Raw genomic sequence first — 25,016 nt, 5'->3', positions numbered from 1 at the left:
TCAGTCTCCCAGGATTTCATGCCACGAGATCCGGCGGGCGCCGACGCCCTGCGGATTCACTGGCATCTTGCCGATGTTGCCCTTGGAGCCGCCGACCACGAGCAGGTTGTCGATGATCGTTGGCAACGTCGGCATGCCCACGCCCAGGTCGATCGAGCCGGTCGGAAGCGTTTCGCTGCCGGTGATGTCGTCGTTGTCGACCTTGCCGTCGCCGTTGGAGTCGAAGTAGGGCTGGCTCAATCCGGTGCCGGTAAACACGTCCAGCGCGTTGACGAAGCCCTTGCCGCCGGCTTCGCAGGTATTGTCGGTGGGCGGGATGAGACTGGAGAAGATCAATACCTTCCCGCGCACCTGGGGGCGGCTGACGATGCGTTCGCCCGCGGCCGGATTGTCCAGGTTGAGGTACCAGCCCTGTTTGTCCGCGGACAGCGCGGCGGAGGCTTCGAACGCACGCTGCATGCGGCCATTGACCGTCGCCATTGCGGCGATGCGGCGATTCTGCAACGAGCCCAGCGCTACCGTGGCGCCGCTGTCGATCACGCCGTAGATGGCCTGGAGGTTGGCGTCGGTGAGGTCGGCGTTGGTCATGAAGCTGCCGGTGCCGAAAAAGACCCAGCGCTTGCCCGTGGTCGGATCACGCGCCAGCGCGAGGCCAGCGGTAATCGGCTGGGTCGGGCCGGTGGTGAACAGCGGCTGCCCGGCGAGTGCGACGCTGCCCGTGCCGCTGGTGAAGTCGAACTTCCACAGGTTGCCCTTGAGGTCGCCTGCGTAGAGGTAGTCGACGGTGCCGTTGCCGTCCTCATCCCAGCCGCGCGGCGCGCCCAGCCCGTTGTCGCTGCCGATTCCGGTACTGATCTCCTGGATGACGGCGCCGGTGGCGATGTCCACGACGTACAGCACGGCCAGTCCGGAGGTGCTGTTGTAGCCGTTGCCGAAGACGATGGCCTTGCGATTGCTGTCATTGAGCGTCACCACCAGCGGTTCGCCCAGGACGTTGCCGAGGTTGTTGCCGGTAGTGAGTTCCCACAGCACGTTGGCGCTGCGGAAATTGCCGGGCGTGGTCACGTCCAGTCCGAACAGGCCCTTGCCGCCGCGGCCCAGCGAGCCAACCAGGTAATTGCTGCCCGGCGTCTGCCGGCGCGTGGAGACGAGCACCGGGCCGTCGACGAAATGGCGATGCGAATACTGCGGATCGCTGAGGGTCTTGAGCTGCGCAAAGTCGAGTCCGGCCGGCACGTAGGCGAACAGCTCCGCGCCATTGAGCGCGTTGAAGGCATGCAGCATGCCGTCGTTGGCGCCGGCGTAGATCGTCTCGGTGTCCTTCACGTACATCGGCGAGGAGTCGACGATGTCGCCCAGCAACGTATCGCGGTTGCGCAACTCGCCACCGTTCTGGCGCTCACGCGTGCGGGTGCCCTTGATGTAGTCGGCATTGTCCGCGCCGCTGACCGGCGACAGCGGGCGCGTGCTCTGGTCGAGCAGGCTGGCCTGCGACGTGGTCGGGAAATCATCGCCGCTGGTTCCGTTCCAGGTCAGGACCTTGCGGTTGCTGGTCGGAATCAGGCCGGACGCCTTCCATGCGGGGGTGGTGGCCACGCCGGCCGCGGTCGCGTCATAGGCGGCGAGTTCGCCCGCCCACTTGCCGGAGACGTAGCTGGCCTGGTAGACGCGTGTGTCGGAAGCGAACGACGTGCTGTTGGCGGTCACGTTCGACGCTGAGCCCAACCGCTGCGCCACTGTGGCGAATGCTTCCAGCAGGCCCTGCACGAATTCCTTCGTGTTGGAGGCCACCAGGAAGTCGCCGCGGCCGTTGACCGACGCGTGCCACAGGTCGTCGATGCGATCGGCGTCCTCGGCGTTGATCGGGTCGCCCCAGTGCTTGGTGCCGTTGGTGATCGAGGGCAGGTCGGTCTTCGGGTTCAGCCTGCCCTGCAGGCCGATGGAGACGCCGAAGGTCACCATGTGCTGCCAGAACGCCGGATCGTCGAACGAATCGGGAACGTTGTTCTCTAGCGTCGTGCGCAGGTCGTTCTTCCAGTAGTACATCGCCACGTCGGCCAGTGTGTCCGGACGCGTGGCCTGGCCCGCCACTTCGACGTAGTTGTCCTTGTAGGGACTGGCCGGGTTGTAGGTCCAGCTCTTGTTGGAGGAGGACGTGATGGTGGGGCCGCTGGTGCCGTCGGCGTCGCCGACCTTGGCGTAGCCGGTCGTGCTGTTCCAGAAGCCGTCGGTGGTCAGGATCGCGAAGCTCTGGCGGCAGGTGATCTGCTTTGTCTCGGGGCCCCAGGGGCCGTCGGTGGCATCGCTGGCGAAGTACTTGCCGGCGCGTTGCAGTGCCGTGTGCAATGGCGTGCTGCTGCTGCCCGTCGCGGCCTGCAGCACGCGGAACCAGTCGCGGCGGTTGTTGCCGCGGAAGCGTCCGTCATCGGTGCCGACCGGGATGTCGTAGGGGATGGTGTAGCCGTTCTCGTTCTGGTTGATCGAATCGAAGCCGATGCGCAGGTCGTCCTTGAGCTGGGCGAATGCTTCGCTCGCGCCGGCCTTGGCGACTTTCATGCGGGTGCGGTGATACGAGTACCAGGTGGCGAAGTTCTGCATCTCCGCTTTGTCGGAACGGCCGGTCGGTGTGCTGAAGGTGCAGTTGCGCCAGTCCGAGCCGTTGGTGTTGGTTGCGTTGGCGCAACCGGCCGCGTCTTCGCCCTCGGCATCGCGGCGACGCCCCCACTCGCTGCGCACCACGCGCAGGCTGCCCGACATCGTAAGGATCTGGTAGCGGTAATAGTCCGCGTTGGCGGTGCTGTTCGCGGCGGCGCTGGCCTTGGGGACGAAGAACGTCTGCGTCCAGCTGCCAAGGTCGACGGGAGTGGTGAGCAGGTTCGGGTGCCAGTATGCGGCATCGTAGGACGTGCCTCCCGTGAAGCGGGAGTCGTTGCCCGAATTGTCTACGGTGAACCACGGCTGGTAGTTCGTCGCCGGGTTGTAGTAGATCGAATTATTGACATACGACATGTCGGTGACGTTCGTCGACAGGCCGTTCTGCACGCCGTTTCCGTAGCGCGTCGTGTCGGCCGTGTCCTTGACGTCGGCGGGCATCGCGATGAAGTTCATCGAGCCCGAGTCGTCGAGGATGAAGCGCACGTTGGCCGCGGGATACGCGGAGCCGGACTGCAGCGGCAGGTTCGGGAAGTTGACCGCGTGGCCGGGCGAGGCGACGAGGGTCGCGGCGAACGTGATCGCGCAGGCCAGCAGGCGGCTGCGCTGCGGGCGACGGCAGTCGCGGCGCGGGTCGCGAAGGGTGTTCTCAGTGGTCATGGGCAGAGTCCGTTCAGGGGACCGCAAAGGTGGTCTGCAGCATCACGTTGGCGTGGCCGTCGGCCTGGCTGCGGGCAGTGATGCGGTAGCGGCTTTCGCTGCCGCTGCAGGTGGTTTCGGCGACGTCGCCGCTGGTGGTGCAGTTGCCCTTGGGTGGAACGTTGTTGGCGAGCAGTTCGACGATGTATTTCGGCTTGGCGGTCTTGTCGCCCAGCGTGATCACCGCCTGCGGCGCGGTCTTCCACACGTTCTCGTCGTTCCAGACCGGAGGCTTGGTCGGATCGGGCATCGCGCACAGGCCGTTGGTGCAGCCCGACACCGGAAGTGCGGGCTTGCCCGAAGCGACGACTTCGCCTTCGCGCAGCGCGGCTTCGGCGGCCTGGAAGGCGAGGCTGCGATCAAGCGCGTTCGAGCTCATGCGCTCTTCCAGCAACGTGCCGCGCAGGCTGGCCAGCGCGATGATCGTCACCACCGTGAGCAGGATGAGGGTGGTGATCAGTGCGGCGCCGCGTTGTGCCATGGCAGTGGCGCGTGCGTGCGTGGGAGTGGTCGACGTCATGGCGCGCGATTCCGGAGGGTCACGATGTGCTTCACCTTGCGCTGCAGCGGGGCACCGCCGATGCCACGGGTTTCAGTGCGGCTCAGGGTCAGTTCGACGCTGGCAGCCACGACTTTCGAAGAGGTCCAGTTGGCGGCGGACACGCTGCCGGCATCGACGTAGCTGGTGGCGCCGTCGACGAGGTACTGCACCTGCATGTCTTCGACGCCTTCGGCGACCTCGTCGTTCTGTATCTCGACCTTGCCGGCGTTGTTGCGCAGGTTGGACTGGAACAGCGACTTGCCGCCGCGCGAATTCGTGCCGATGTACCAGCGACTGGCGTGCATGCGGGCGATGATCGCCGGCCACTTCTTGCCGTCCTTGCAGGCGCCGGCTTCCCATTGGCCCATGTAGCAGCCGTAGGCGTAGGCGTTGCCATTGCCACCGTCGCAGTTGGCAGGGTTGCTCCAACCCAGGCCCTTGCTGCAGTTGCCCGGGGATACTGCGCTGCCGGCGTTGTGGACGATGGTGTCGTTGGTGCCGGGCTGCGAATTGGTCACCTGGAAGATCGCGACCTGGCCGAAGTCGCAGGCCATCGCGATGTCACCCGGGTTGAGGCCGTGGTTGACGGTATTGACCTTGAACTGCGCCGAGGTCGGATTGTGGTCGACCACGGCGACGCCGTCCGATACCGCGGACTTGAGTTCGATGGCATCGGTACCCGACACGCGTTGCCCTGTGCCGGTGCCGAACGCGGTGTCGGCGAATGCGGTGGTGCCGTCGTAGCCGCGCACCGTGCTGCTGAAGTCGGTGTACCAGAGCGCGGAGGGATTCTTGAGGACGTTGTAAACGGGCAGGTCGCGTTCGCACGGGTTGCCCGCGGCTTCGCGCAGGTCGCGCGCGAGCATTTCGAATGCGACGCGCGAGTTTTCCTGCAACCGGCCCATGCTCTCGGTGGTGGAGTAGGTGAGGCTGTTGGTCGCGAAGACCGCGATGCCTGCACCCACGATGATCAGGCCCAATGCCAAGGCGATCATCATTTCGACCAGGGACAGACCTCGCTGCCTGCGGGGCGAAACGGAATGTATCGTGCTCACAGGCGCGTCCTCGTGGTGATGACCTGTTCGAGCGCACCACCCTTGCCGCGCGAGTCGTTCCACTGCACGCTGATCTCGCAATCAACGCCACCACAGACAACCTTGGCGCAGGCCGAGTCGCCCATGGTCGCTTTCAACGAGGTGATCCAGTTGTGCAGGTCGTTCTGCGCCAGTGTCCCGGCGTTGGGGACGGCGCAGGTCATCGTCGTCAGGTTGTAGCCGCCGATCCGCGCCACTGAGAGGTTGGCGCGCATGGCATCCAGGATCGCGTAGGTCTGCGTGGTGGCCTGGTTGCGTTCGAGCGAGCTCTGGCTGTTGCGCAGCGCCGCGAGCTGCATCGAGGCGATGCCGAGCATGCCAAATGCCAGGACGACAACGGATATCAGCACTTCCAGCATGCTGAAGCCCGCCATTCCCCGCGGTGCGCGCGGTGCACGCACCTTTCGTGTGCTGGTCGTTTTCATGGTTTATCGTTGGGTGTAGCGCAGGAGTCGGGCGTGCTGCCCTTCTGGATGGACAGCCGGCTGCCCGAGCCGATGCTGACGAGCCGGACGTTCTGGGCGGGCTGGCTGGTGGGAACGCACAGTCCTACGGTGGCGTTGACCAACGTGCCCGACGCCAGGCGGGCGAATCCATCGGAGCGGAAACTCACGCCGATCCCGAAGGAGCTGCTGCCCAGCATCTGGACCTTGCTCGATAGCGATGCCACCCGCAGCAACGAATCACCGGCACCAAAGCTGCCATCGTGGTTCGCATCGGTGAACACGATCCAGCCAGTCGCGTTGGCCGTGCCGCAGGACGGCGAAGCGGCGTTGGGGTTCGCGCTCAGGCACGCGACGGTGCGGCGGTTGCTGCGCATGGCCTCCATGCGGGCCTCCTGCAGCACCGCCATGGTTTCGTTGGCCGCGGCGGACAGGCGATTGCCGTTGATGATCGAAGCGAAGCTGGGCGTGGCGGCGACCAGCACGATTGCAAGCACCGTGATCGTCACCATGAGTTCAATCAGGGTGAAGCCCTGTTGACGGCTGAACATCCTTGTTTCCCCGGAAAGCTGGCAAGGCGAATCCCCGCGATGAGGCCGCGAATGCTGGAAGCGTGGTTGTCGTAAATCAAAAGCCGCCAGCGGCAGGCCGGCGGACTCCCCAGCGACAACTATTACCACATTTGGAGTTTCCGGGCTGTCAAGCCGTCTTCACGCCGTCCATCCGGGTTATCCAGCCCGCTTGTCTCCCATTTCCGGAAAATAGTGCGCGTTCGCACAATCCACTTTGTTGGAAGGGCCGGGGGGCTCGGGCCGGGGTTTGGAATCGGCCAAGGCGCATGCCGCGCCATTTGCGATGGGGTCGCCAAGCCTGACGCAGCGTCCACACATGCGACACATTAGCTTTTGCGCGGCGTCTGCGTATGCCACGGCCGGTTGGCTGGAAGTGGGGTTGCAACTGCAATCGACGTGAAGGTAGGTTGTCCGGCAGCGCGGGCCGATGGGGAGCCCTCGTGCCGATGGCGACTGTCACACACGCTGCGGTATTCGTAGTTGCGCACCCGCAGCAGCGCACCGCGCAAAAACCAAAGTTTCGGGGGACCAGGGGACATGGAAGTGCTCAAGCGAGCTGGCTTGGCCAGCCTCACTGCGGTGTTGTGCTTTTTCGCTGGCCTGGCGACGCCTTACTCGACCGTCCACGCACAGTCCGCCCCGCAGGCGCAGACGGCGAGTCCATCTGCACCGGATGCCGCGCAGTCGCCACAGAGCATGGCGTCCATGCGCCTCGAAGCCGCATCACGGCACATGGATCGCATCACGCGCGAATTGCGCGGACGCGCAGGCGCACCTGCGGACAACGCGCTGGAGACGGCCCGTCGGTTGCAGCCGCACCTGGCGGGGCTGCGCAGCCTTGACCTGGTGCTCAATCACACCGCGGTGGAAGACCGCATCGACATGGATCGCGTGCGCATGCCGTCCGCGATGCGCAACCGGTTCGAAAGCGACGAGGCTGCGATCCGCAAGGGCGCGGCGGAGTTCCGCCCCCTGGCCGAGCGCATCGAACGCGCCATCGCCGCGAACAGTGAAGGCGAGGCCGATGCCGCGCTCGACGCACTGGCGGCGCAGCTGGCCCAGACCGATGTAACCCGACGCCCCGCGTTCAATCCGGAGAGTGTGCGCGCGCAGAATGTCAGGCGAGAAACCCGCAAGCCGGCGGCCACCAAGGAAGAACTGCAGGCATTTCTCGCCAAGGGCGCAGGCATTCAATCCGTCGCCGACCCGCTCCTGGCCGCGAATGTTGCGGCCACCGCCGTCCCCGAACTCGCCGAGTCCGAGGAAACCCGCATTACGCCGCGCATCCAGGCGCAGGCCGATGCGCTCGGGCACAACCCGGTGCGCATCTACAACTGGGTCCACAGCAACATCGACTTCATTCCGGGGCAGGGCGCAATCCAGGGCGCGGACCTGACGCTGCGCAGTCGGCAGGGCAACGCCACCGACATCAACAGCCTGCTGGTCTCGCTGCTGCGCGCGTCCGGAATTCCGGCCCGCTTTGTCTACGGTACGGTGGACGTCCCGCTTGCGCGCGCCGTCAACTGGCTGCGCGCCCGCGACACGGCCGATGCGTTGAACCTCGTGCAGATGGCCGGCATTCCCAGCACGCTGATGCTGATGAACGGCCAGCCGCAGGCGTTGCGCTTGCAGCACCTCTGGGTCGAGGCGTTCATCGACTTCACGCCCTCGCGCGGAGCGGTCAACCGCCAGCCTGACGCCTGGATCCCGATGGATGCCAGCTTCAAGCAATACACGCGCATCGCCAATCCGCTCGATGTGCTGGGCATAGGACAGTGGAATACGCAGGCCGCCGCCAACGCGCTCGGGCAGGGCGCGCAGTTCAACCCCGACGGTTCATTCACCGGCCTCAACACCACCGCGTACCAGGCCTATCGCGACTCTGTCGCCAATCGCATCGCCCAGTCGACCGACCTGACCGGCATCAACGATCCGGAGCGCGGCCTGGGACTGTACGCAATCGTTCCCAGCAAGCTGCCGGTCATCAGCGGAACGCTGCCTTTCGCAGTCAGCACCGCGCAGGCGCGTTACCCGGCGTTGCCCGCCAGCCTGAAGCACTATCTCGAAGTCGCGCTCTACGCCAGCCAGCGCGACATCGCCTACGAAAACCCGATGCTTTCGCTGCGCGTCGCGACCGTGACGCTGGGTGGACAGTCGCTGTACGTCGAACCCAAGGCGGCGACTCCCGAAGAAGAGCTGACGCTGAAGTCGTACGCCGACAGCAACGCGGCGTCATTGCCGCTGGGCTCGTTCAACGTCATCCCGCAGGTAAAGCTCGGGGGGCAGGTGCTGGCGCAGGCCGGTGCGGTTCGCATGGGCACGCCGCAGTTCTGGACGGCAGGTGTCGTGGACCTGCAGGGCCGCATCTCCGGTGTGTGGGAGCCGTACGAGTTTGCCGCGGGTTCGCACATCGACATCACCCCCGACCTGGGCGGGATGACGCCCGAGCTGGCCGACAGCTTCGCCCAGGACCTGGGCGAGGGCGACAAGCAGCCGGTCGACAAGGCATTGCATCTCGCCGGCGTGCAGTACTGGCTGCTCAACGACATGCGCGCCAGCCTGTTTGCGCGCGGTGCCGGTGGTCACTTCCTGCGTGCGCCGTCGGTCGGCGTGTTCGCCGCGCCGCTGCAGGTGCGGTACTTCTTCGGCATTCCGCGCAGCGGCTCGTTTGCGGGATTCGCCACCGACATCAAGGCCGATCGCGTTGCAGTCGTCCACGACAACCCGGACAAGTACCGCGAGATCGTGCAGAAGATCGGCGCCAACGGTTCGCTGGCGGAAGGCATGACCTGGGACCTGCTGCTGAGTGGGCATCCGGGCCGTTCGCTGTCCTCGTCGAGCATCCTCACCTGGGCCAATCGCAGCAAGGTGCCGATCCACGCGATCACCGAGGACAACATCGCGACAATCCTGCCGAAGATCCAGACCACGGCGGACGTGAAGTCGGAAATCCAGAACGCGGTCGCGTCCGGAATGTACGTGATCATCCCGGAGAAGGAGTTCTCGCAGGGCAGGGTGCAAGCCGCGGGCTACGTGATCATCGATCCGGAGACCGGCGCCGGCGTGTATCGCGTCGACGGAGGGCTCAACGGCGCGATCAACTGGGGATGCATCGCCAAGGCGGTGATCCTCAACGTGCTGTGCGAGAAGAAATTCATCGCCCTGGTGATGAAGCGACTTGCCGGCCTTGCGCTGGCGGCCGCGGAACGCGCGGGCCTCATGGCGATGTTGTCGGTGGTGTGCCCGGCGGTTGGTGCCGTGTTCGCGGTGGTCAATGCGGTGCTCATCGCCGTCACGCTGATCCAGGCCGCCTACGAGGTCACGACCTGGGTCAAACAGATCATGGAGGGCCTGATCAATCTCACGCCAGAGGAAATGGCGGAGCTTGGCATCAAGGCCATCAACGACTACGCCTGCAATTACCTGCCTGGATGCCTCAGCGCCATACCCGGGATGCAGGCGGCGAACGACTGGGCGAATTCGCAGTTCTTCGGCTATGGCGATGCGGCGCCGAACGGTGGCTCCGCTGGCAACCCGGTGACGATCGGCAACGGCGTCAAGACGCAGATCGAACCCGACTACGAAGGCTCCGGTCCGTTCCCGCTCAGCTACACACGCGTCTATCTCAGCTACATGCCCAACGGTTCGCCGGTGGGCCACAAGTGGAGCGCGGATTACCAGCAGCGCCTGGTGTTCCCGGATGGCACTACGGCGATGGTCGCGCCCGACGCGGTCATGGCGCAGCGCCCGGACGGCGGATGGCGCCAGTTCAACAACCGCGCGGGCCAGTACAGCGCCAACGGCGATGTCGCCGAGCGCATCGAGCGCATCACCGACGGCTTGGCGCGCACCACGGGCTGGCGTTTCCGCAGCGTGGACGACACGATCGAGACCTACGATGCCGAGGGCCGCCTGCAGTTCATCGAGAACCGTATCGGCCTGCGCCAGACCCTGGCCTACGATCCGGGGGCAAACGCGACATCGTCCGCCGACGACGTGCTGCTGAGCGTCACCGATGCCTTCGGTCGCAGCCTGCGCTTCGAGCACGACCCCGTCACGCGCCAGGTAACTGCGGTCATCGAACCCGACGACAAGCGCATCACCTACGCATACGTCGACGGCGCGCTGACCACGGTCACATACCCCGACAACACCTCGCGCCGCTACCACTACGAAGTCCCGGGTTGGCCGACCCTGCTCACCGGCATCACCGACGAGCGCGGCATCCGCTATGCCAGCTGGAAGTACGACGACGAAAGCCGCGTCACCGAATCCGTCCACGCCGACGGCGCCGACAGAGTCACCTTCGCCTACGGCGACCTGGAGACTCGCGTCACCGACGCCCGCAACACCACCCGTACGTACCGGTTCACGCGCATCTTCGACACCTTGCGCATGACCGAGGTCAACGAGCCATGCGCCACATGCGGCGCTGGCAGCGCGTCGAAGATCACCTACGACGGCAATGGCTACCCGTACCAGATCACCGACAACAACAATGTCGTAAGCCAGGTGAGTGTCAACGGCCGTGGCTTGCCAGAGCAGTGGACGCGTGGCGTTGGCAAGCCGGAGGCACAGACCGTCAGCGTCAGCTGGCATCCGACCTGGCATGTCCCCACCGTGATCACCGAAACCGGCGCAACCGGCACGCCCAAGGTCACTCGCCTGGATTACGACAGTCGCGGCAACCTGAAGCAGCGCACCGTTACCGTCGATGGCAAGAGCCGCGTGTGGACCTATGAGGTCAACGCGGCGGGGCAGGTGACACTCGAGGACGGGCCACGCACCGATGTGCAGGATGTCACTCGTTACGAATACGACAGCGCAACCGGCAACCGCACCCTTGTGCGCGATGCCAACGATCTCGTCACCCGCTATCCGCTGTACGACCGCCATGGCCGCGTGTCGCAGATGGTCGACCCAAACGGCTTGATCACCGACTACCGCTACGACGAGCGTGGGCGCCTGCGGGAGTCCCGGTTGACCTCGCCCAGTGGCGAGGTCGATGTCACGGCATTCAAGTACGCCGCACAAGGCGCCCTGGAACGCGTGACCCTGCCGGACAACAGCTGGATCGAGTACAGCTACGACAACGCGCAGCGCGTGACGGGCCTGCGCGATTCCAAGGGCAGCCGCATTGTCTATTCCCTGAATGCCGCTGGCGACCGGGAACAGGAAGACACTTACGATCCCTCGAGCACGCTGGCGATGACGCAGCATCGCGTCTTCAACCAGCTCGGTCGCCTGGCCAAGGCCTACGGCAGCAACGTCGACGAGGCCACCCTTTACACCTACGACGACAACGGTAACGAGCGCTTCGCCCAGGCGACGCTGCACCAGAACCCGACCGAAAGCCGGTACGACGGCCTGAACCGCCTGATGGCCACCGTAGACCCGATGCAAGGGAGCGTCGAGTACCGCTATGACACGCAGGACAACTTGCGCAAGGTCATCGATCCACGCCAGCTCGCGACGAGCTACGACTACAACGGCTTCAACGAACTGGAGACCCTGACCAGCCCGGACACGGGAGTGACCCGGTTCACGTACGACGCCGCGGGCAACATCGCCACGAGGCTGGATGCACGCAATGCCAATGCAGCCTACAGCTACGACGCCGCTAACCGCATTTCCTCGGTGGTGTACCCGGATGAAACCCTGGGTTACAGCTACGACGAATCCATCGGCGGTCTTGGCGCGAAAGGCCGCCTGACTACGCTCAGTGACGGCAGTGGTCGCACCCGCTACATCTATGATGCACAGGGGCGCGTGCAGCAAAAAATCCAGCAGTTGGGCGACGATGCCAACACGGCAGGACGCAGGACGGTTGCCTACACTTACGCAGGCGGCCATTTTGACGAAACGGTCCTCCCATCCGGCGCGCGACTCAAGTACCGCTATGGTGCCGACGGGCGCGTGCTTGAGATCAGCGTCAACGGAGTAGCGATCGTCAGGGACGTCGAGTACTTCCCGTTTGGCGAGCCGAGGGCATGGACCACGGTGGTCGGACGCTACGAACGCGCGTTCGATACCGACGGCCGCGTCACGGCGTATACACGTGGGGTGAATGCGGCCCACCTGCGCTATGACACGGCAGGGCGTGTCGCGGAGTTGGATGAAAACGCCCCAGGTCGTCCAAGTTGGCAGTATGGGTACGACGACCTGGACCGACTCAAATCCGCCACCAATGCCAGTGGAAGCGGCCCGTTCGCGGGCGTAAGTCTGGGCTGGTCCTTTGACGTCGCCGGCAACCGCACGCGAGAAGTCCGCTCAGCAGGTGCAGCCACTACAACCGACTACGCCATTGATCCTGCGAGCAATCGCCTGGCCGCCATCAACGGTGCGGGGCGCCAGTACGACAATGCGGGCAACACCATTCTCGCCAATGGCCAAGTCCTGCGTTATTCGTCCCGAGGGCGACTGGTAGACGTGCGCGTCGGTGCTGTCGTCCAGGCCAGCTATGCCTACAACGGCCTCGGCGAGCGCGTTTGCGTGGCGACAGGTGTAGGCGCTTGTCCGTCGGTTGGCGTCGTAGGCAATGCCTTTACGCAGTTTGTATATGACGAAGGCGGTCATTTGCTCGGCGAGTACGCCGCAAGCGGCGCCCTGTTGGCCGAGCATGTGTGGCTGGGAAATACGCCGGTTGCCGTCCTCAAGTCACCTGCAACGAGCGGCCAGTTTGGCGGCATTTCGGTGGGCGGCGCGGTCGCCTACTTGGTGCAGCCAGATCACCTGGATACTCCGAGGAATATCGTCAACGGGGCTGGTCAGAGTGTCTGGCGCTGGGATAGCGGGCCGTACGGCGATGGTCCCGCAGAGGAAAACGCCAGCGGACTGGGCGAGTTCTCCTACCGTTTGCGATTCCCGGGTCAGCAGTACGATGCGGTCACCAGGACGCACTACAACTACCTGCGCGACTATGACCCAAGCCTAGGCAGGTATGTTCAGAGCGACCCGTTAGGCTTGGACGGGGACCTGGCCACCTACAACTACGTCGGATCGGAGCCGCTCTGGTACATAGACCCGAACGGCGAGAAGGGCTTGAGCCTGGGGCCGGCCGCCCGACGCATCGATGGGAAGAACAAGCCTGACTGCAGCCCATGCAGCAAGGACAAGCGCAGCCATGATTACAAGGGGCTGAAGAACGTCTACCAGTTGCAGCGACAGTCCGACGGGATGATCTTCAAGATCGGCATCGGGAGCGGTGAATCCCTTTCACGTTGCGAAGGTCAACGGCGCCTGCTGGAGCGAACCACGAAACAGGACTACAAGTGCGTCCCGCTCAAGTTCATCTGTGGCACCGAAGCAGCTGAAGCCTTCGAATACATGCGGCAGGTGGACCTGCGCATGCGGGGTAATTCACTGCCGGGCAACCAGTCGCGGCCAAGGCCGCGTTGAGGAGGGAGTGTGGAAATCAAGTTCGGCGTGACCGACTACGCACCCAGTCGCCTTACCCGGTTCATGGAACGAGAGGGGAATGTCTACCGGCGCGTTGAAGCCGAAGTCGTCCAATCGGCGGCCGCGGCAGGGCTCTTCGCCAATGTCGACCTGCACTGGATCTACGTGAATGTCAGCCTGAACCGAATCGGTCCCGACAAGAAACGGCTGCCGACTCATTGCGGCCGTACTTCCGCATGGCGCCACCTAGTCAAGCAACGCGAATACGTTGCCGCATGCGACATAGACCTCACGCCTTGGGAAGAGCGTTCGCGCAAGAAGGAAGGCCTTCCTCCGCTTCCCACCGCGGAGGACCTGGTGCCGCCCCTGCGTCGATGCCTGTCCTCGGTGGTCGCGCAGGTTGCCGTGGCTTTGCGTGAACCAGCACGGGCAATTGCCGACTTCGCTGTCAACGAAGGCATCGACCTGGAATCCGTGAACGCCGCCACCGCTGCAGGCGTGGTGCCGCGAGGAGTTGATGCCGACACAGGGAATTCCGGCGACATACGACTTGAAATCAGTTTCGCCGAGACCGGGTTGACCCCGGAAGCGGGATTCGCCAGGCGTGCTGCCGTCCGGGAAATCATCGAGCGCGGATTGGAAGAGAACCGGCTCGGGTGTTTTGACGGGGCCTCTTCTGGCGGTGGTAGCTACGACCTGGGTTTTCTGGTCAGCGATGGCCCCCGCGCGGTGGAGATCGCCAAGCAGGGGCTTGTCGATGCGGGTTACGAAATCGGCATTTTCAGTTTCGAAATCGAAGAATAGTTGCTGGGTAATGCTGGTCGCAGAGATGGGAAGGAAACATGAAGGTACGCGTTGGTACCGAGTTTCCGTGGAGAAGTTCAAGGTGTCCCGGCAATGGTTGGGAATCCAGGCTCTCCAGGTTGAGTTGATGTGTCGAGCGCGACGTAGGCGTCGCATTTGCCGGTGTGGGTGCCGCTTGGGGGCGAGAACATGAAGGGAATCAGGGGACTATTCGCAATCGGCATTGCGTCCATCGCGATGCTGTTCGGCGTCCACAGCTCGGCAGAAGATGCAGCCCTCAATCGCGGCCTGGACTGGCTGCAGGCGCAGGTGCTGAGCAACGGCTCTCTGGGGTCCGAGAGCGCATCGCTTGCAGTCGTCGAGCAGGCGCGCACCGAAACCGCGCATACCCTTGCACAGGCAGGGCGCACGAGCGCATTGCCTGATCTTTCGCTCAGCGAAATCTCCGGCCTCTCCACGGAATTGCTCGCGCGCCGGGTGATCGGACTGGGCGCCATCGGGCGCACCCAGGACGCCGGGGAAGAGCTCTCCGTCCTGGTAGCACGCGCAAATGCCGACGGCGGTTTCGGCAGCGCGACCGGGCAACCCAGCAATCCCCTCGACACCTCACTCACGTTGCTGGCGATGCGCGCCGGCGGCATCTCGCGGAATGCACGGGCACAGGCGGCGCTCGGTTACCTCGGCGGCGCGGCTAACACGGATGGCAGCTACAGCCTCGGGCAAGCCACCTTCGCCACGTCGTACGCGCTGCAGGCATTCGCGCGCTTCCGCAGTGACTACAGCCTTGCCACTGCCATCCAGCGGACGCGCACGGCGCTGGTCGCGCAGCAGGTGAGCGGCACCTACGCCGACACCGTCGACAATGCCGTGGCCACCATCGCGCTGGCGCAATCGGGCCCGGTTGCCGATGCCTCCGCCGCGGTTACGGCACTGCGCAACGCCCAATCGGGCGACGGCAGCTGGAACGATGATCCATACGTAACCGCGCTCGCCCTGCGTGCGCTCTGGCTGGCCGCGAGCGCGCCCTCGACGGATGCGGGTCGCATCGTGGGCGAGGTCTACGACGCCAGTTCGGGCCTCCCGCTGCCCCAGGCGATGATCAGCGTTGCGGGCAGGCCGACGACGGTGTTCAGCGATGCCAATGGCGTGTTCGTGCTCGATGGCATCCCGGCCGGTGATTACACCGTAGCGGTGACACATGTTGGTTACGCGGCGTATTCCGGACCGGCGCAAGTCGATGCTGGCGGCACGACCAACCTTGGTCGCATTTCACTCGGTCTGGCAGACAACACGTCCGCCTTGCGTGGCCACGTTACCCGTTCGAACAATGGCAACCCGCTGGCGGGTGTGGCCGTGCAGGTCTCCGGCCCACTCAACACGCAGACACAGACGGATGCGCAGGGCGATTACGAGCTGATGGGGCTGCCGGCGGGCAATTACTCGATCCAGGTGAGCCTGGCCGGCTACCAGACCCTGACTCAGGTTGCCGAACTGCCGTCCCGCACGGTCGTGAAGTTCTCGCCGGCGCTGACGCCGGACGGCCAGACGCCGCCCAGCGATGCGAGCGCCACCGGCGTGGTCGTGAAGGCTGCTGATGGCAGTCCGATTGCCGGAGCGACGGTGCAGGTAAACGGGCAATCGGCTACCACCGATGCCCAGGGCCGGTTCGGCTTGTCCGCGCTGACGCCAGGTGCCTTCACGGGTGGCGCGCAGGCGACTGGATTCGACAGCATCAGCTTCAGCGGCGTACTGGCCAACGGTGCCAACGACTTCGGCCGCATCGCCATGAGCGAGGCGCAGACGCCGCATCGCACGATCATTGGCGCCGTGACCTCCAGTGCGACCGGACAGCCCATCGCCGGTGTAACCGTGACGCTCAACGGCGCCGATGTTGCCAGCACCGACGCGGGTGGCGCGTACCGGATCGACGACGCCGGCGTGCAGGATGTCGAGCTTTCGTTCTCGGCGGCGGGCTTCCAGCCTCGTACCGCGTTCACCCGACTCGAGAACCCCGGCACCTATCGCATCGACGCCACGCTGGACGACGTGCTGGAGGGCAGTTTCCAGGTAGTCAACCTGCGTACCACGCCCTCGTCGGTACTGCCGGGCGAAACCATGCGCGTGACGGCGGAGATCGCCAACCTCAACAATGAGGCCAAGCCTGCGCTGGTGCTGGTGCGCCTGCTCGACAGCGCCGGCATGAAGGTCGCGGACTTCTGCGGTGCGGAGGTCGCGGGCATTCCGGCAACATGCCAGTACGAATTCGACCCGAAGCAATCCAGGGCTTTCGTCGCAGATTGGAAGGCGACCAACCTGCCTGCGGGAACGTACACGCTGGCCCTGCACGTCGTGCAGCCGGGCAGCATCCAGCGCTCCACGCCACTGGGCCTGATCTACGGCATGGCCAGTCGTGAGATCCAGATCAGGTCGAAGCTGGTGATCGAAGGCCTGGTGACGCCGTCGCCGCCGGTGATGATTCCCAACGCCCCCAGCGGTGTGGACTTCACTGCGACCGTGCGCAACATGGGTAACGACACCATTCCCGCCGGCGAAGCCAGGCTGTCGGTCGTCGATCGCGCAGGCGGCGCCGTGGCGCACACGGTCACCGTCGTCATGCCGGAACTGCTGCCGAGCGACATCACCGAGCTGAACTTCGGCCATTGGGCGCCTACGTCGACTGGCGCCGAGTACGACCTGCAGGTCGTTTCGACCAATCCGACCGTGAGCGGCGCCGTTACCGGAGAGTTCTACATCGGTGATGCCGCGACCGGTGAATTCACCGTCAACCCGACCGAGACGGCCGAAGGCAACCAGACAGTCGAAGCCACTCTCACGGTGAAGGGCGTAAACAACCCGACCGGACAGGCGGCCGATCCACTGTTCAAGCTCGTGCGTGCGGCCGTGACGCGAGGCGGTGCCTACACGGCGACCAATGCCTTGAACTGGCAGAACACCAATGGCTGCCTGGGCTGCCACATCCAGACCCAGAGTCTCTACGGACTGGGAAGCTCGCTGGACAAGGCGGACATCGATCAGTCCGCGGCGCTGTTCCTGCAGAACTCGCAGAGCGCGACGATCCACAGCGATCGTGCGATCAATGCCAACAATGCCGCCGGTTACCGCGAAACGCCGACCATTCTGGCGTTGTGGAGCATGGTCGCCTGGCCCGATCGCGCTGCTACTTTCAACGCGCGCTATCGCATGGCCGATTACCTGTATGGACGGCGCACCGAATACGCACCGACCAACAGCGTGTACTGGTGGTACGACCATCCCACCGGCTGGATTACCGAGAATCCGGCAGCGACGGCGACCGTCGTGGAAGGCATTGCCAGCGTCCTGGCAGATGCGCAGCGCCTGGGCATCAGCCAGATCCACGAGTACACAACCGCCAATCGCGCCACCACACCGGCGCGACTGGTCGACATCGCAGGCGGCGCCGACGGACTGCTCTACGCGCTGCAGGTCGACGGCAAGATCTACGCCTACGATCCATCTACGCAGCAGGCCACGCTCTTTGCGACAGCCAAGCTCGGGACGATCTACAACGCGATCGCCATCGGGCAGAACAACACGCTGTACGTTTCCTCGACGGCCAAGGCAGGCCAGTCGCCTGTCGTCGAGCGCGTGACGCCAACCGAGAATGTTGTTGTGGCAACGTTGCCGGTGGCAGCTGACGCCATCGACTACACCCATGACGACCAGATCATCGCGTTGAACCGCGCCAATCGTTCCGTCTATCTGGTCAGCCTTACGGGCGCAGCGCCGGTGCGGGTTTCGACACAGGGCCTGATCCAGACGTCGTTCGAATCCTTGACCGCTGCCCCCAATGGCAGCCTGATCCTGACCGGGAACGGCCTTGTGCCAGTGGAGGTGCTGCGCGACGGCACCCAGAAGCGCACGTTCCAGGGCAACCTCAACGCCTTGCGCGACGTGGTCTTCGATGGGGCCGGACGCGGTTTCGCGCCGGGAACCGACGCCCTCTACGAGATCAGCAAGACGGGCGTCATCGAACGATTCACTGGTGCCGGCGGGCACACGAAGGTGGCGATAGCGGGCGGTCGGGTGTTCGCGTTGAACCCCGGTGCCGCGCAGATCGCTGAGCTCAATACCACCACGTTCGATATCACCACGCGCGTGGCGGAAATGCGGGTGGCGGTGGAGAAGGCGGCGCGCCACTTCGAGACGTACAGCAACTATGGCGTCCCGGCAGAGGCATTCCGGCTGATCCTGCTGTCGGAAGCCAGGCCGTACATCCAGGACCAGACCCTGCTCGCGAAGGTGAATACCCGAATTCCGTTGTTGCGCGATGCGTTGCGTGCGGCGCAGCGTGCCGACGGTGGGTGGAGTCGTTACCCGAGCTACGGATCGGACCCGCTGACGACGGCAATCGTCGGCACGGCACTGGATTACACCAATCCGGATCCGACCGACCCGGTGCTGCGCAAGACGGTCCAGTACCTGCTGACCCAGCAGTCATCCGACGGTTCGTGGAGCGGTCAGTACTTCAGCACCCGCCTGGGTGCCACAAGCTACGTCATGGCCTACCTGCCCAAGGCGGTAGCCCGACTAGGCGGCATCGATGTGGGGCTGGGCCTGGAATTCGGTCCGGACGTGCAGGTGCTGGGTTCGTCCGTGGCGGCCGACAGCAGTGTGACCAACGCGGACGGTTCCTCGTCGTACTTCTACAAGCTCGGCCGCATCAACGCTTCGGGTGGCGTGTTCAAGTTCACCTTGAACCTGATTTCGATGAAGGTCGACGAGTGGCGCGCGATCGCGCGGCGCGCGTACCTGCGATTCATCAACAGCTTCAACGGTGAAACGGTCGAAGCACCAATCGCCGTCCCGACTGTGCACGCGCTCAGCAAGTACCAACTGAGCCTGCTGCTCAACAACAACGTGTTCCGCGCAAACGAGGACGTGCTGGTCAAGCCGACCGTGCGCAACAACGGTTCTTCCTATACCAGCGGCAGCCTGCGTTATTTCATCGAAACGTCGGCGGGGGCCCAGGTCGCGGAACTGTCCACGGTGGCCTTCACTGGAATGACCATCGGTACCGAGCAGACGCTGCCACAACCCTGGAACACAGGAACCGCGCCAGCCGGAAACTACCGGGCCCGTGTCGTGCTTCTGGGGCCGGGCGGGCAGGTGTGGGGAGAGACGTGGCAGCCGTTCGAGATCATCACGACCTCGTCCGGTCCGCAGATCGGTTCCTCCGTGGCGACGGACAAGCCGATCTATGACCCGTTCGATACCGTGGCCATCCTGGGCAAGGTGCGCAACCTCACCTTGAACAGCCGCTACGAAAACCTGACCGTCACCGAAGTGGTGCACACACCGGCGGGCGACCAGCTGTTCACCGAAGGTCGCCAGATCGATGTCCTGAACGCCAGTACGGTGCAGGCGTTGACGGTGCCGTTCAACCTGGTGGCCGCACCTGCCGGCATCTACTCGGTGACGCAGACGGTGAAGGCGGCTGATGGAACCCTGCTGGATACGCAGGAAACGACCTTCGAGGTGCGTTCGACGGCGACAGGTGGCGCGGGGCTGAGCGGCACCATCGTCGCGGTCCCCGCACAGGTCGAGATCGGTGAGACCAGCGTGCTGCAGGCGACCGCGCGCAACCAGGGCAATGCCGATCTGCTGGCGCTTCCGCTGGTGGTGAGCGTGATCGATCCGCAGACCGAGACCGTCCTTGCCAGCTGGACGCAGGCGCACGATCTGCCTGTGTCGCAAAACATCGCCTTCTCGCTGCCGTGGAACACGACCGGCGTACAGCCGGGCGACTACCAGGCGGTGCTGCAGGCGCGCGTCGAGACCGGACTGGTCACGCTGGCCTACGCGCCGGTGAAGGTGCTCGAGCAGCAGGTCGACGCGGAGATTAGCCAGGAAATCACCGCTACCGGCCGCGTGCTGGTGCTGATGACCTGTCGCATCGGCAATGGTGCCGCCGAAGACGCAGCGTGCACCCGCGATCGCGCGGCGTTCGTGGATGCGCTGCTGACGCGCATGGGTATCGAGCACAAGGTCGTGACCACGACGGCGGCGTTTGCGAGTGAGTTCGCCACCGGTCGCTACGACACCTACTGGGTCAGCGGCGGTGCGCAGAAGCTGGCCAACACGTTCGCCGAAGAGCTGCGCGAAGCAGTGTTCCAGGGCGACGGCCTGTTGGTGGACGGCAACCATGATTCGCGCAACCAGATCCTCGACACTGCGCTGGGCGTGCAATTCCACGGCCAGTTGTCGGGCAACCGGCACCGGGCGGTGATGTCGGACGACTTCAACGTTGGTACGTTCGACGCGAGTGGGGATGCATTGCGCTACGGTGCGTTGACGGCGCATGTGCGTGGTCGCTTCGACACTGTCGACGGCTTCCCGGCGTTCCTGGTCAATCGCTACGGCGAGGGCGATTCGGCTGTTGCCGGTTTCGACCTTGTCGCAGCGTTGGCGGGAACGGGTTCTGCGGCACAGGCTGAAGCACTGCTGGCACGCGCGATCCAGTACGTGATGCCCGAGGCACCTGCCTACGGCATGGCAGGCAGCTACCTGAGCGTGCGCACACGCGTCCACAACCTGGCCAAGCCGGCGGAGTTCCTGCTGCGCAACCGCGTTGCCCCGCCGATGCGGATCGAAGACGCGCGACCGCAGGCGGAGATCCTGAACGATGCGCTGTCGCAATGGCGCTTCGCGCTGGGGCTGGATGAAACCCGCTACTTCACGGTCGGCCTGCGCCTGCCGGTTGTCGCCGGAACCTATCCGCTCAATGCCGAACTGCTGGTCGCAGCGACGCCAACTGCGCCGCCTCTGGTCAGCAGCAGCCTGCCGATTGCCGTCGCCACGTCGCGTGACCTGTCGAACCTGCTGTCGACGGATCTGGATGCCCTGGTGCTGAATGCACCTTCGGAACGCAACGCTCGCACCCGGGTGAAGGAACTGGTGCAGGCGGCGCTCACCGCGCAGCAGTCCGGCCAACGTGATACGGCAATCGGTAACGTATTGAAGGCCATCGACGAACTGGCGAAGATCGAGTCGGTGAACACGAGTGCGTGTCACGTCTACCTCGCGTCGCTGGTCAAATCGATCCGCGTCGCCGGATCGCCCTGAGTACTGAGGAATGCCCATGTTGAAGAAGTTGCTGGCGGAAGGTCTTGGAACGCTCTGGCTGGTGCTGGGGGGGTGCGGCAGTGCCGTGCTCGCGCTGGGCTTTCCGGATATCGGCATTGGCCTGCTCGGGGTGGCGCTGGCGTTTGGCCTGACGGTCCTCACGGGCGCGTACGCGCTGGGTCCCATCTCGGGTGGCCATTTCAATCCGGCGGTGACGGTGGGTCTGGCGGTGGCGGGCCGGTTTCCTGGTCGGGACGTACCCAAGTACGTCGTTGCACAGGTGCTTGGCGCTCTGGCCGGTGCGGGCCTGCTCTACCTGATCGCGAGTGGCAAGGTCGGGTTCGAGCTGTCCGGCGGATTGGCGTCCAATGGATATGCCGAACACTCGCCCGGTGGTTATTCGATGCTCTCCGGCCTGGTCAGCGAAGTGGTGATGACCGCAATGTTCCTGATCGTGATCCTGGGGGCGACCTCATCGCGAGTGCCCGCGGGATTTGCCCCGATCGCGATCGGCCTGGCCCTGACCCTGATCCACCTGGTCAGCATTCCGGTCACCAACACCTCGGTCAATCCGGCGCGTAGCACCGGTCCTGCGCTGCTGGTGGGTGGCTGGGCGCTGCAGCAGCTCTGGCTGTTCTGGGTGGCGCCCTTGCTGGGTGCGGTTCTGGCGGGAGTGGGTTGGCGAGTCCTGTGCGACGACACCGCGGCGACCCGTGGCAACGAGTGAGTGAGGCGCCCGCCCAAGGCGGGTTGCCTTCCGTATTTGTTTGACTTGTCGAGGCTGCTCGCCAACCATTGGCGGGCCAGCCGCACCGTCCCGCGGCCCGGATCCAGGTGGCCCGCGGCAAAACTGCCGGCCGAGCGTGTGACATGAGCACTACCACCGCCCATCGCTGAAACGTCCCGGGGTCCCTTCAACGGCGCCCTCGCGGCGCTATTTTTATTTGTAAGCCCCGTTTCTGCGGCCGTGGCCGCGTCGTTCCTTTCCCAGATTGGCCCCGCACGCCGGGCACCCGAGTAACCGATGATCGCTATCACGCTTCCCGACGGCAGCCGCCGTGAATTCGACAATCCCGTGACCGTCGGCGATGTCGCCGCCTCCATCGGCGCCGGCCTGGCCAAGGCCGCGCTCGCCGGCAAGGTGGACGGCACGCTGGTCGACACCAGCTTCCGCATCGACAACGACGCCTCGCTCGAAATCGTCACCGAAAAGCACCCCGATGCCCTCGACGTGCTGCGCCATTCCACCGCGCACCTGCTGGCGCAGGCCGTGCAGCGGCTGTTCCCGGGCGCGCAGGTGACCATTGGTCCCGTCATCGACAACGGCTTCTACTACGACTTCGCCTACGAGCGTCCGTTCACGCCGGAGGACCTCCCGGCGATCGAGGCGGAGATGCAGAAGATCGTCAAGGAAGCCCTGCCGGTCTCGCGCAGCGTGAAGTCGCGCGACGACGCCGTCGCTTTCTTCAAGGGCATGGGCGAGAACTTCAAGGCCGAGATCATCGAATCGATCCCCGCGACCGAAGACCTCTCGCTCTACAGCCAGGGCGAATTCACCGACCTGTGCCGCGGCCCGCACGTGCCGGGCACCGAAAAACTGCGCGCCTTCAAGTTGATGAAGGTCGCTGGCGCTTACTGGCGCGGCGATTCCAACAACCAGATGCTCAGCCGCATCTACGGCACGGCCTGGTTGAACGACAAGGACCTGAAGGCGTACCTCACGCAGCTGGAAGAAGCCGAGAAACGCGACCACCGCAAGATCGCCAAGGCCCAGGACCTGTTCCACCTGCAGGAAGAGGGCCCCGGCCTGATCTTCTGGCATCCCAAGGGCTGGTCGATCTGGCAGGTCGTCGAGCAGTACATGCGCCGTGTCTATCGCGACAGTGGCTACCAGGAAGTGCGCTGCCCGCAGATCCTCGACGTGTCGCTGTGGCAGCGTTCGGGCCACTGGGACAACTACAAGGAGAACATGTTCTTCACCGAGTCCGAGAAGCGGACCTACGCACTGAAGCCCATGAACTGTCCGGGCCACGTCCAAGTGTTCAACTCCGGCCTGCACAGCTACCGCGACCTGCCGATCCGCTATGGCGAGTTCGGCGCCTGCCATCGCAACGAGCCCTCGGGTGCGCTGCACGGCATCCTGCGCGTGCGCGGCTTCACCCAGGACGACGGCCACATCTTCTGCACCGAGGACCAGATCGAGTCCGAGGTCCAGGCCTTCCACCAGCAGGCGCTGGCGGTGTACGAGGCCTTCGGCTTCAGTGAGATCCAGATCAAGATCGCGCTGCGCCCGGACTCCCGCCTGGGCGACGACGCCACCTGGGACAAGGCCGAGAACGCACTGCGGTCTGCTCTGGGCGCTGCGGGCGTGGAGTGGCAGGAGCTGCCGGGCGAGGGCGCTTTCTACGGCCCGAAGATCGAATACCACCTCAAGGACGCCATCGGCCGGACCTGGCAGCTGGGCACCATGCAGGTCGATTTCATGATGCCGGGCCGCCTGGGCGCCGAATATGTCGACGAACACAGCCAGCGCCGCCACCCGGTAATGCTTCATCGGGCGATCGTCGGTTCAATGGAGCGCTTTATTGGCATCCTGATCGAACACCATGCCGGCCAGTTCCCGTCCTGGCTGGCCCCGGTGCAGGCCGTCGTGGCCAATATCACCGACGCGCAGGCCGATTGGGTTGAAGAGGTTCGGAAAACCCTTACGAATCAAGGCTTCCGTGTCCAGGCCGATTTGCGGAACGAGAAGATCGGCTATAAGATCCGCGAGCACACGCTGCAGCGCGTGCCGTACCTGCTCGTGGTCGGAGACCGTGAAAAGGAAAACGGCATGATTGCGGTGCGTTCGCGGGGAGGGGAAGATCTCGGCACCATGTCCGTCGCCGATTTCGCCTCGCGGTTACGCAATGAGAGCGCCCAGTAGCGTTTAAATCCCGGCCACTCGGATGGCCGGCATCCGCCCCTCTAGCGACGGGCGACTTCTTGGAGATTGCAACATCAGTACCCCCGAAAAGCCGAATCGAAAGAACAACGAAATCCGCGTGCCTCGCGTACGCGTGATCGGCAGTGATGGCGAGATGATCGGCGTGCTCACGCGCGACGAAGCCCTGCGCATGGCCGAGGATGAAGGCCTCGACCTGGTGGAGATCCAGCCGAACGCTGATCCGCCGGTCTGCAAGATCATGGATTTCGGCAAGTTCAAGTTCGAGCAGCAGAAGAAGGCGAACGAGGCCAAGAAGAAGACCAAGCAGGTCGAGATCAAGGAACTCAAGTTCCGGCCGGTCACCGACGAGGGTGACTACCAGATCAAGCTGCGCAACATGCGCCGCTTCCTGGAGGAGGGCGACAAGGTCAAGGTCAACATCCGTTTCCGTGGCCGCGAAATGAGCCACCAGGAACTCGGCCGCGAGATGGCGGCCCGGATCGAGGCGGACCTGGGCGACGATATCGTCGTCGAGTCGCGTCCTCGTCTGGAAGGCCGTCAGATGGTCATGATGATCGCGCCCAAGAAGAAATGAGTATCTGCGGCTCCCGGCCTCCGGGAGCAGGCAGCGAAGCAGGGCGCCGCAAGGCGCCTTGTTCGTTCCAGTCGATCGTCAGGCGGGGCTTCCCGGAAGCGGGAGGTCCGGCTCGAAGGCGATTCCGTCGAGGGCGGGGAATCCCCCGCAAGGCCATCGCGGCCACCTGCGTAACCCCCGGAATTGCA

At 64.6% G+C, this 25,016-nt stretch carries 11 protein-coding genes; 6 read left to right on the top strand and 5 right to left on the bottom strand.

Translation table 11 applies throughout. The features are described 5' to 3' along the window. The 5 genes from ACYVD7_RS14600 to ACYVD7_RS14580 are packed head-to-tail and all read right to left on the bottom strand — an operon-like array spanning nucleotide 1 to nucleotide 5,980. On the bottom strand, nucleotides 1-3,312 hold the full coding sequence (locus ACYVD7_RS14600; RefSeq protein WP_460764645.1) for a pilus assembly protein: 3,312 nt from the start codon (nucleotides 3,310-3,312) through the stop codon (nucleotides 1-3). 13 nt (nucleotides 3,313-3,325) lie between these two features. Continuing rightward, on the bottom strand, nucleotides 3,326-3,871 hold the full coding sequence (locus ACYVD7_RS14595) for a pilus assembly PilX family protein (protein WP_460764643.1): 546 nt from the start codon (nucleotides 3,869-3,871) through the stop codon (nucleotides 3,326-3,328). Beyond that, nucleotides 3,868-4,947, bottom strand: coding sequence for a PilW family protein (locus tag ACYVD7_RS14590; protein WP_460764641.1), 1,080 nt, complete (start codon nucleotides 4,945-4,947; stop codon nucleotides 3,868-3,870). The genes ACYVD7_RS14595 and ACYVD7_RS14590 overlap by 4 nt, the downstream gene beginning before the upstream one ends. Further along, a complete protein-coding gene (gene pilV, locus ACYVD7_RS14585) occupies nucleotides 4,944-5,411 on the bottom strand; it encodes a type IV pilus modification protein PilV (protein ID WP_460764639.1) in 468 nt (155 codons plus the stop codon). The genes ACYVD7_RS14590 and pilV overlap by 4 nt, the downstream gene beginning before the upstream one ends. Then, a complete protein-coding gene (locus ACYVD7_RS14580; RefSeq protein WP_460764637.1) occupies nucleotides 5,408-5,980 on the bottom strand; it encodes a GspH/FimT family pseudopilin in 573 nt (190 codons plus the stop codon). The genes pilV and ACYVD7_RS14580 overlap by 4 nt, the downstream gene beginning before the upstream one ends. Nucleotides 5,981-6,538: 558 nt before the next feature. Between ACYVD7_RS14580 and ACYVD7_RS14575 the strand changes: the two genes are divergently transcribed. The 6 genes from ACYVD7_RS14575 to infC all read left to right on the top strand — a co-directional run bounded on the left by ACYVD7_RS14575 (nucleotide 6,539) and on the right by infC (nucleotide 24,828). Next, entirely contained in the window at nucleotides 6,539-13,399 is a 6,861-nt protein-coding gene (locus ACYVD7_RS14575; RefSeq protein WP_460764635.1) for an RHS repeat-associated core domain-containing protein, read from the top strand. Nucleotides 13,400-13,408: 9 nt separating this feature from the next. Next, nucleotides 13,409-14,203 carry a hypothetical protein gene (locus ACYVD7_RS14570; protein WP_460764633.1) on the top strand — a complete coding sequence of 265 codons (795 nt, stop codon included), beginning with the start codon at nucleotides 13,409-13,411 and terminating at the stop codon, nucleotides 14,201-14,203. A 189-nt stretch (nucleotides 14,204-14,392) separates the two neighbouring features. Then, nucleotides 14,393-21,307, top strand: coding sequence for a carboxypeptidase regulatory-like domain-containing protein (locus ACYVD7_RS14565; protein ID WP_460764631.1), 6,915 nt, complete (start codon nucleotides 14,393-14,395; stop codon nucleotides 21,305-21,307). Between the two features lie 10 nt (nucleotides 21,308-21,317). Beyond that, a complete protein-coding gene (gene aqpZ / locus ACYVD7_RS14560; protein WP_460764629.1) occupies nucleotides 21,318-22,034 on the top strand; it encodes an aquaporin Z in 717 nt (238 codons plus the stop codon). Between the two features lie 297 nt (nucleotides 22,035-22,331). Further along, nucleotides 22,332-24,233 (top strand): threonine--tRNA ligase, encoded by a 1,902-nt coding sequence (thrS, locus tag ACYVD7_RS14555; protein ID WP_460764627.1) that lies wholly within the window; start codon nucleotides 22,332-22,334, stop codon nucleotides 24,231-24,233. A gap of 22 nt (nucleotides 24,234-24,255) precedes the next feature. Beyond that, entirely contained in the window at nucleotides 24,256-24,828 is a 573-nt protein-coding gene (infC, locus tag ACYVD7_RS14550; RefSeq protein ID WP_460764625.1) for a translation initiation factor IF-3, read from the top strand. Nucleotides 24,829-25,016 lie beyond the last annotated feature (188 nt).

This window comes from Lysobacter fragariae, from assembly GCF_054779775.1.
The sequence above is the reverse complement of the archived record's forward strand: the minus strand, read 5'-3'. Positions and strand labels throughout refer to the sequence as shown.

What these genes read in the sequence shown, in the direction of transcription:
- ACYVD7_RS14600 (WP_460764645.1), bottom strand. Translation starts at nt 3,312, where the DNA reads ATGACCACTGAGAACACCCTTCGCGACCCGCGCCGCGACTGCCGTCGC.
- ACYVD7_RS14595 (WP_460764643.1), bottom strand. Translation starts at nt 3,871, where the DNA reads ATGACGTCGACCACTCCCACGCACGCACGCGCCACTGCCATGGCACAA.
- pilV (WP_460764639.1), bottom strand. Translation starts at nt 5,411, where the DNA reads ATGAAAACGACCAGCACACGAAAGGTGCGTGCACCGCGCGCACCGCGG.
- ACYVD7_RS14580 (WP_460764637.1), bottom strand. Translation starts at nt 5,980, where the DNA reads ATGTTCAGCCGTCAACAGGGCTTCACCCTGATTGAACTCATGGTGACG.
- ACYVD7_RS14575 (WP_460764635.1), top strand. Translation starts at nt 6,539, where the DNA reads ATGGAAGTGCTCAAGCGAGCTGGCTTGGCCAGCCTCACTGCGGTGTTG.
- ACYVD7_RS14565 (WP_460764631.1), top strand. Translation starts at nt 14,393, where the DNA reads ATGAAGGGAATCAGGGGACTATTCGCAATCGGCATTGCGTCCATCGCG.
- aqpZ (WP_460764629.1), top strand. Translation starts at nt 21,318, where the DNA reads ATGCCCATGTTGAAGAAGTTGCTGGCGGAAGGTCTTGGAACGCTCTGG.
- thrS (WP_460764627.1), top strand. Translation starts at nt 22,332, where the DNA reads ATGATCGCTATCACGCTTCCCGACGGCAGCCGCCGTGAATTCGACAAT.
- infC (WP_460764625.1), top strand. Translation starts at nt 24,256, where the DNA reads ATGGCCGGCATCCGCCCCTCTAGCGACGGGCGACTTCTTGGAGATTGC.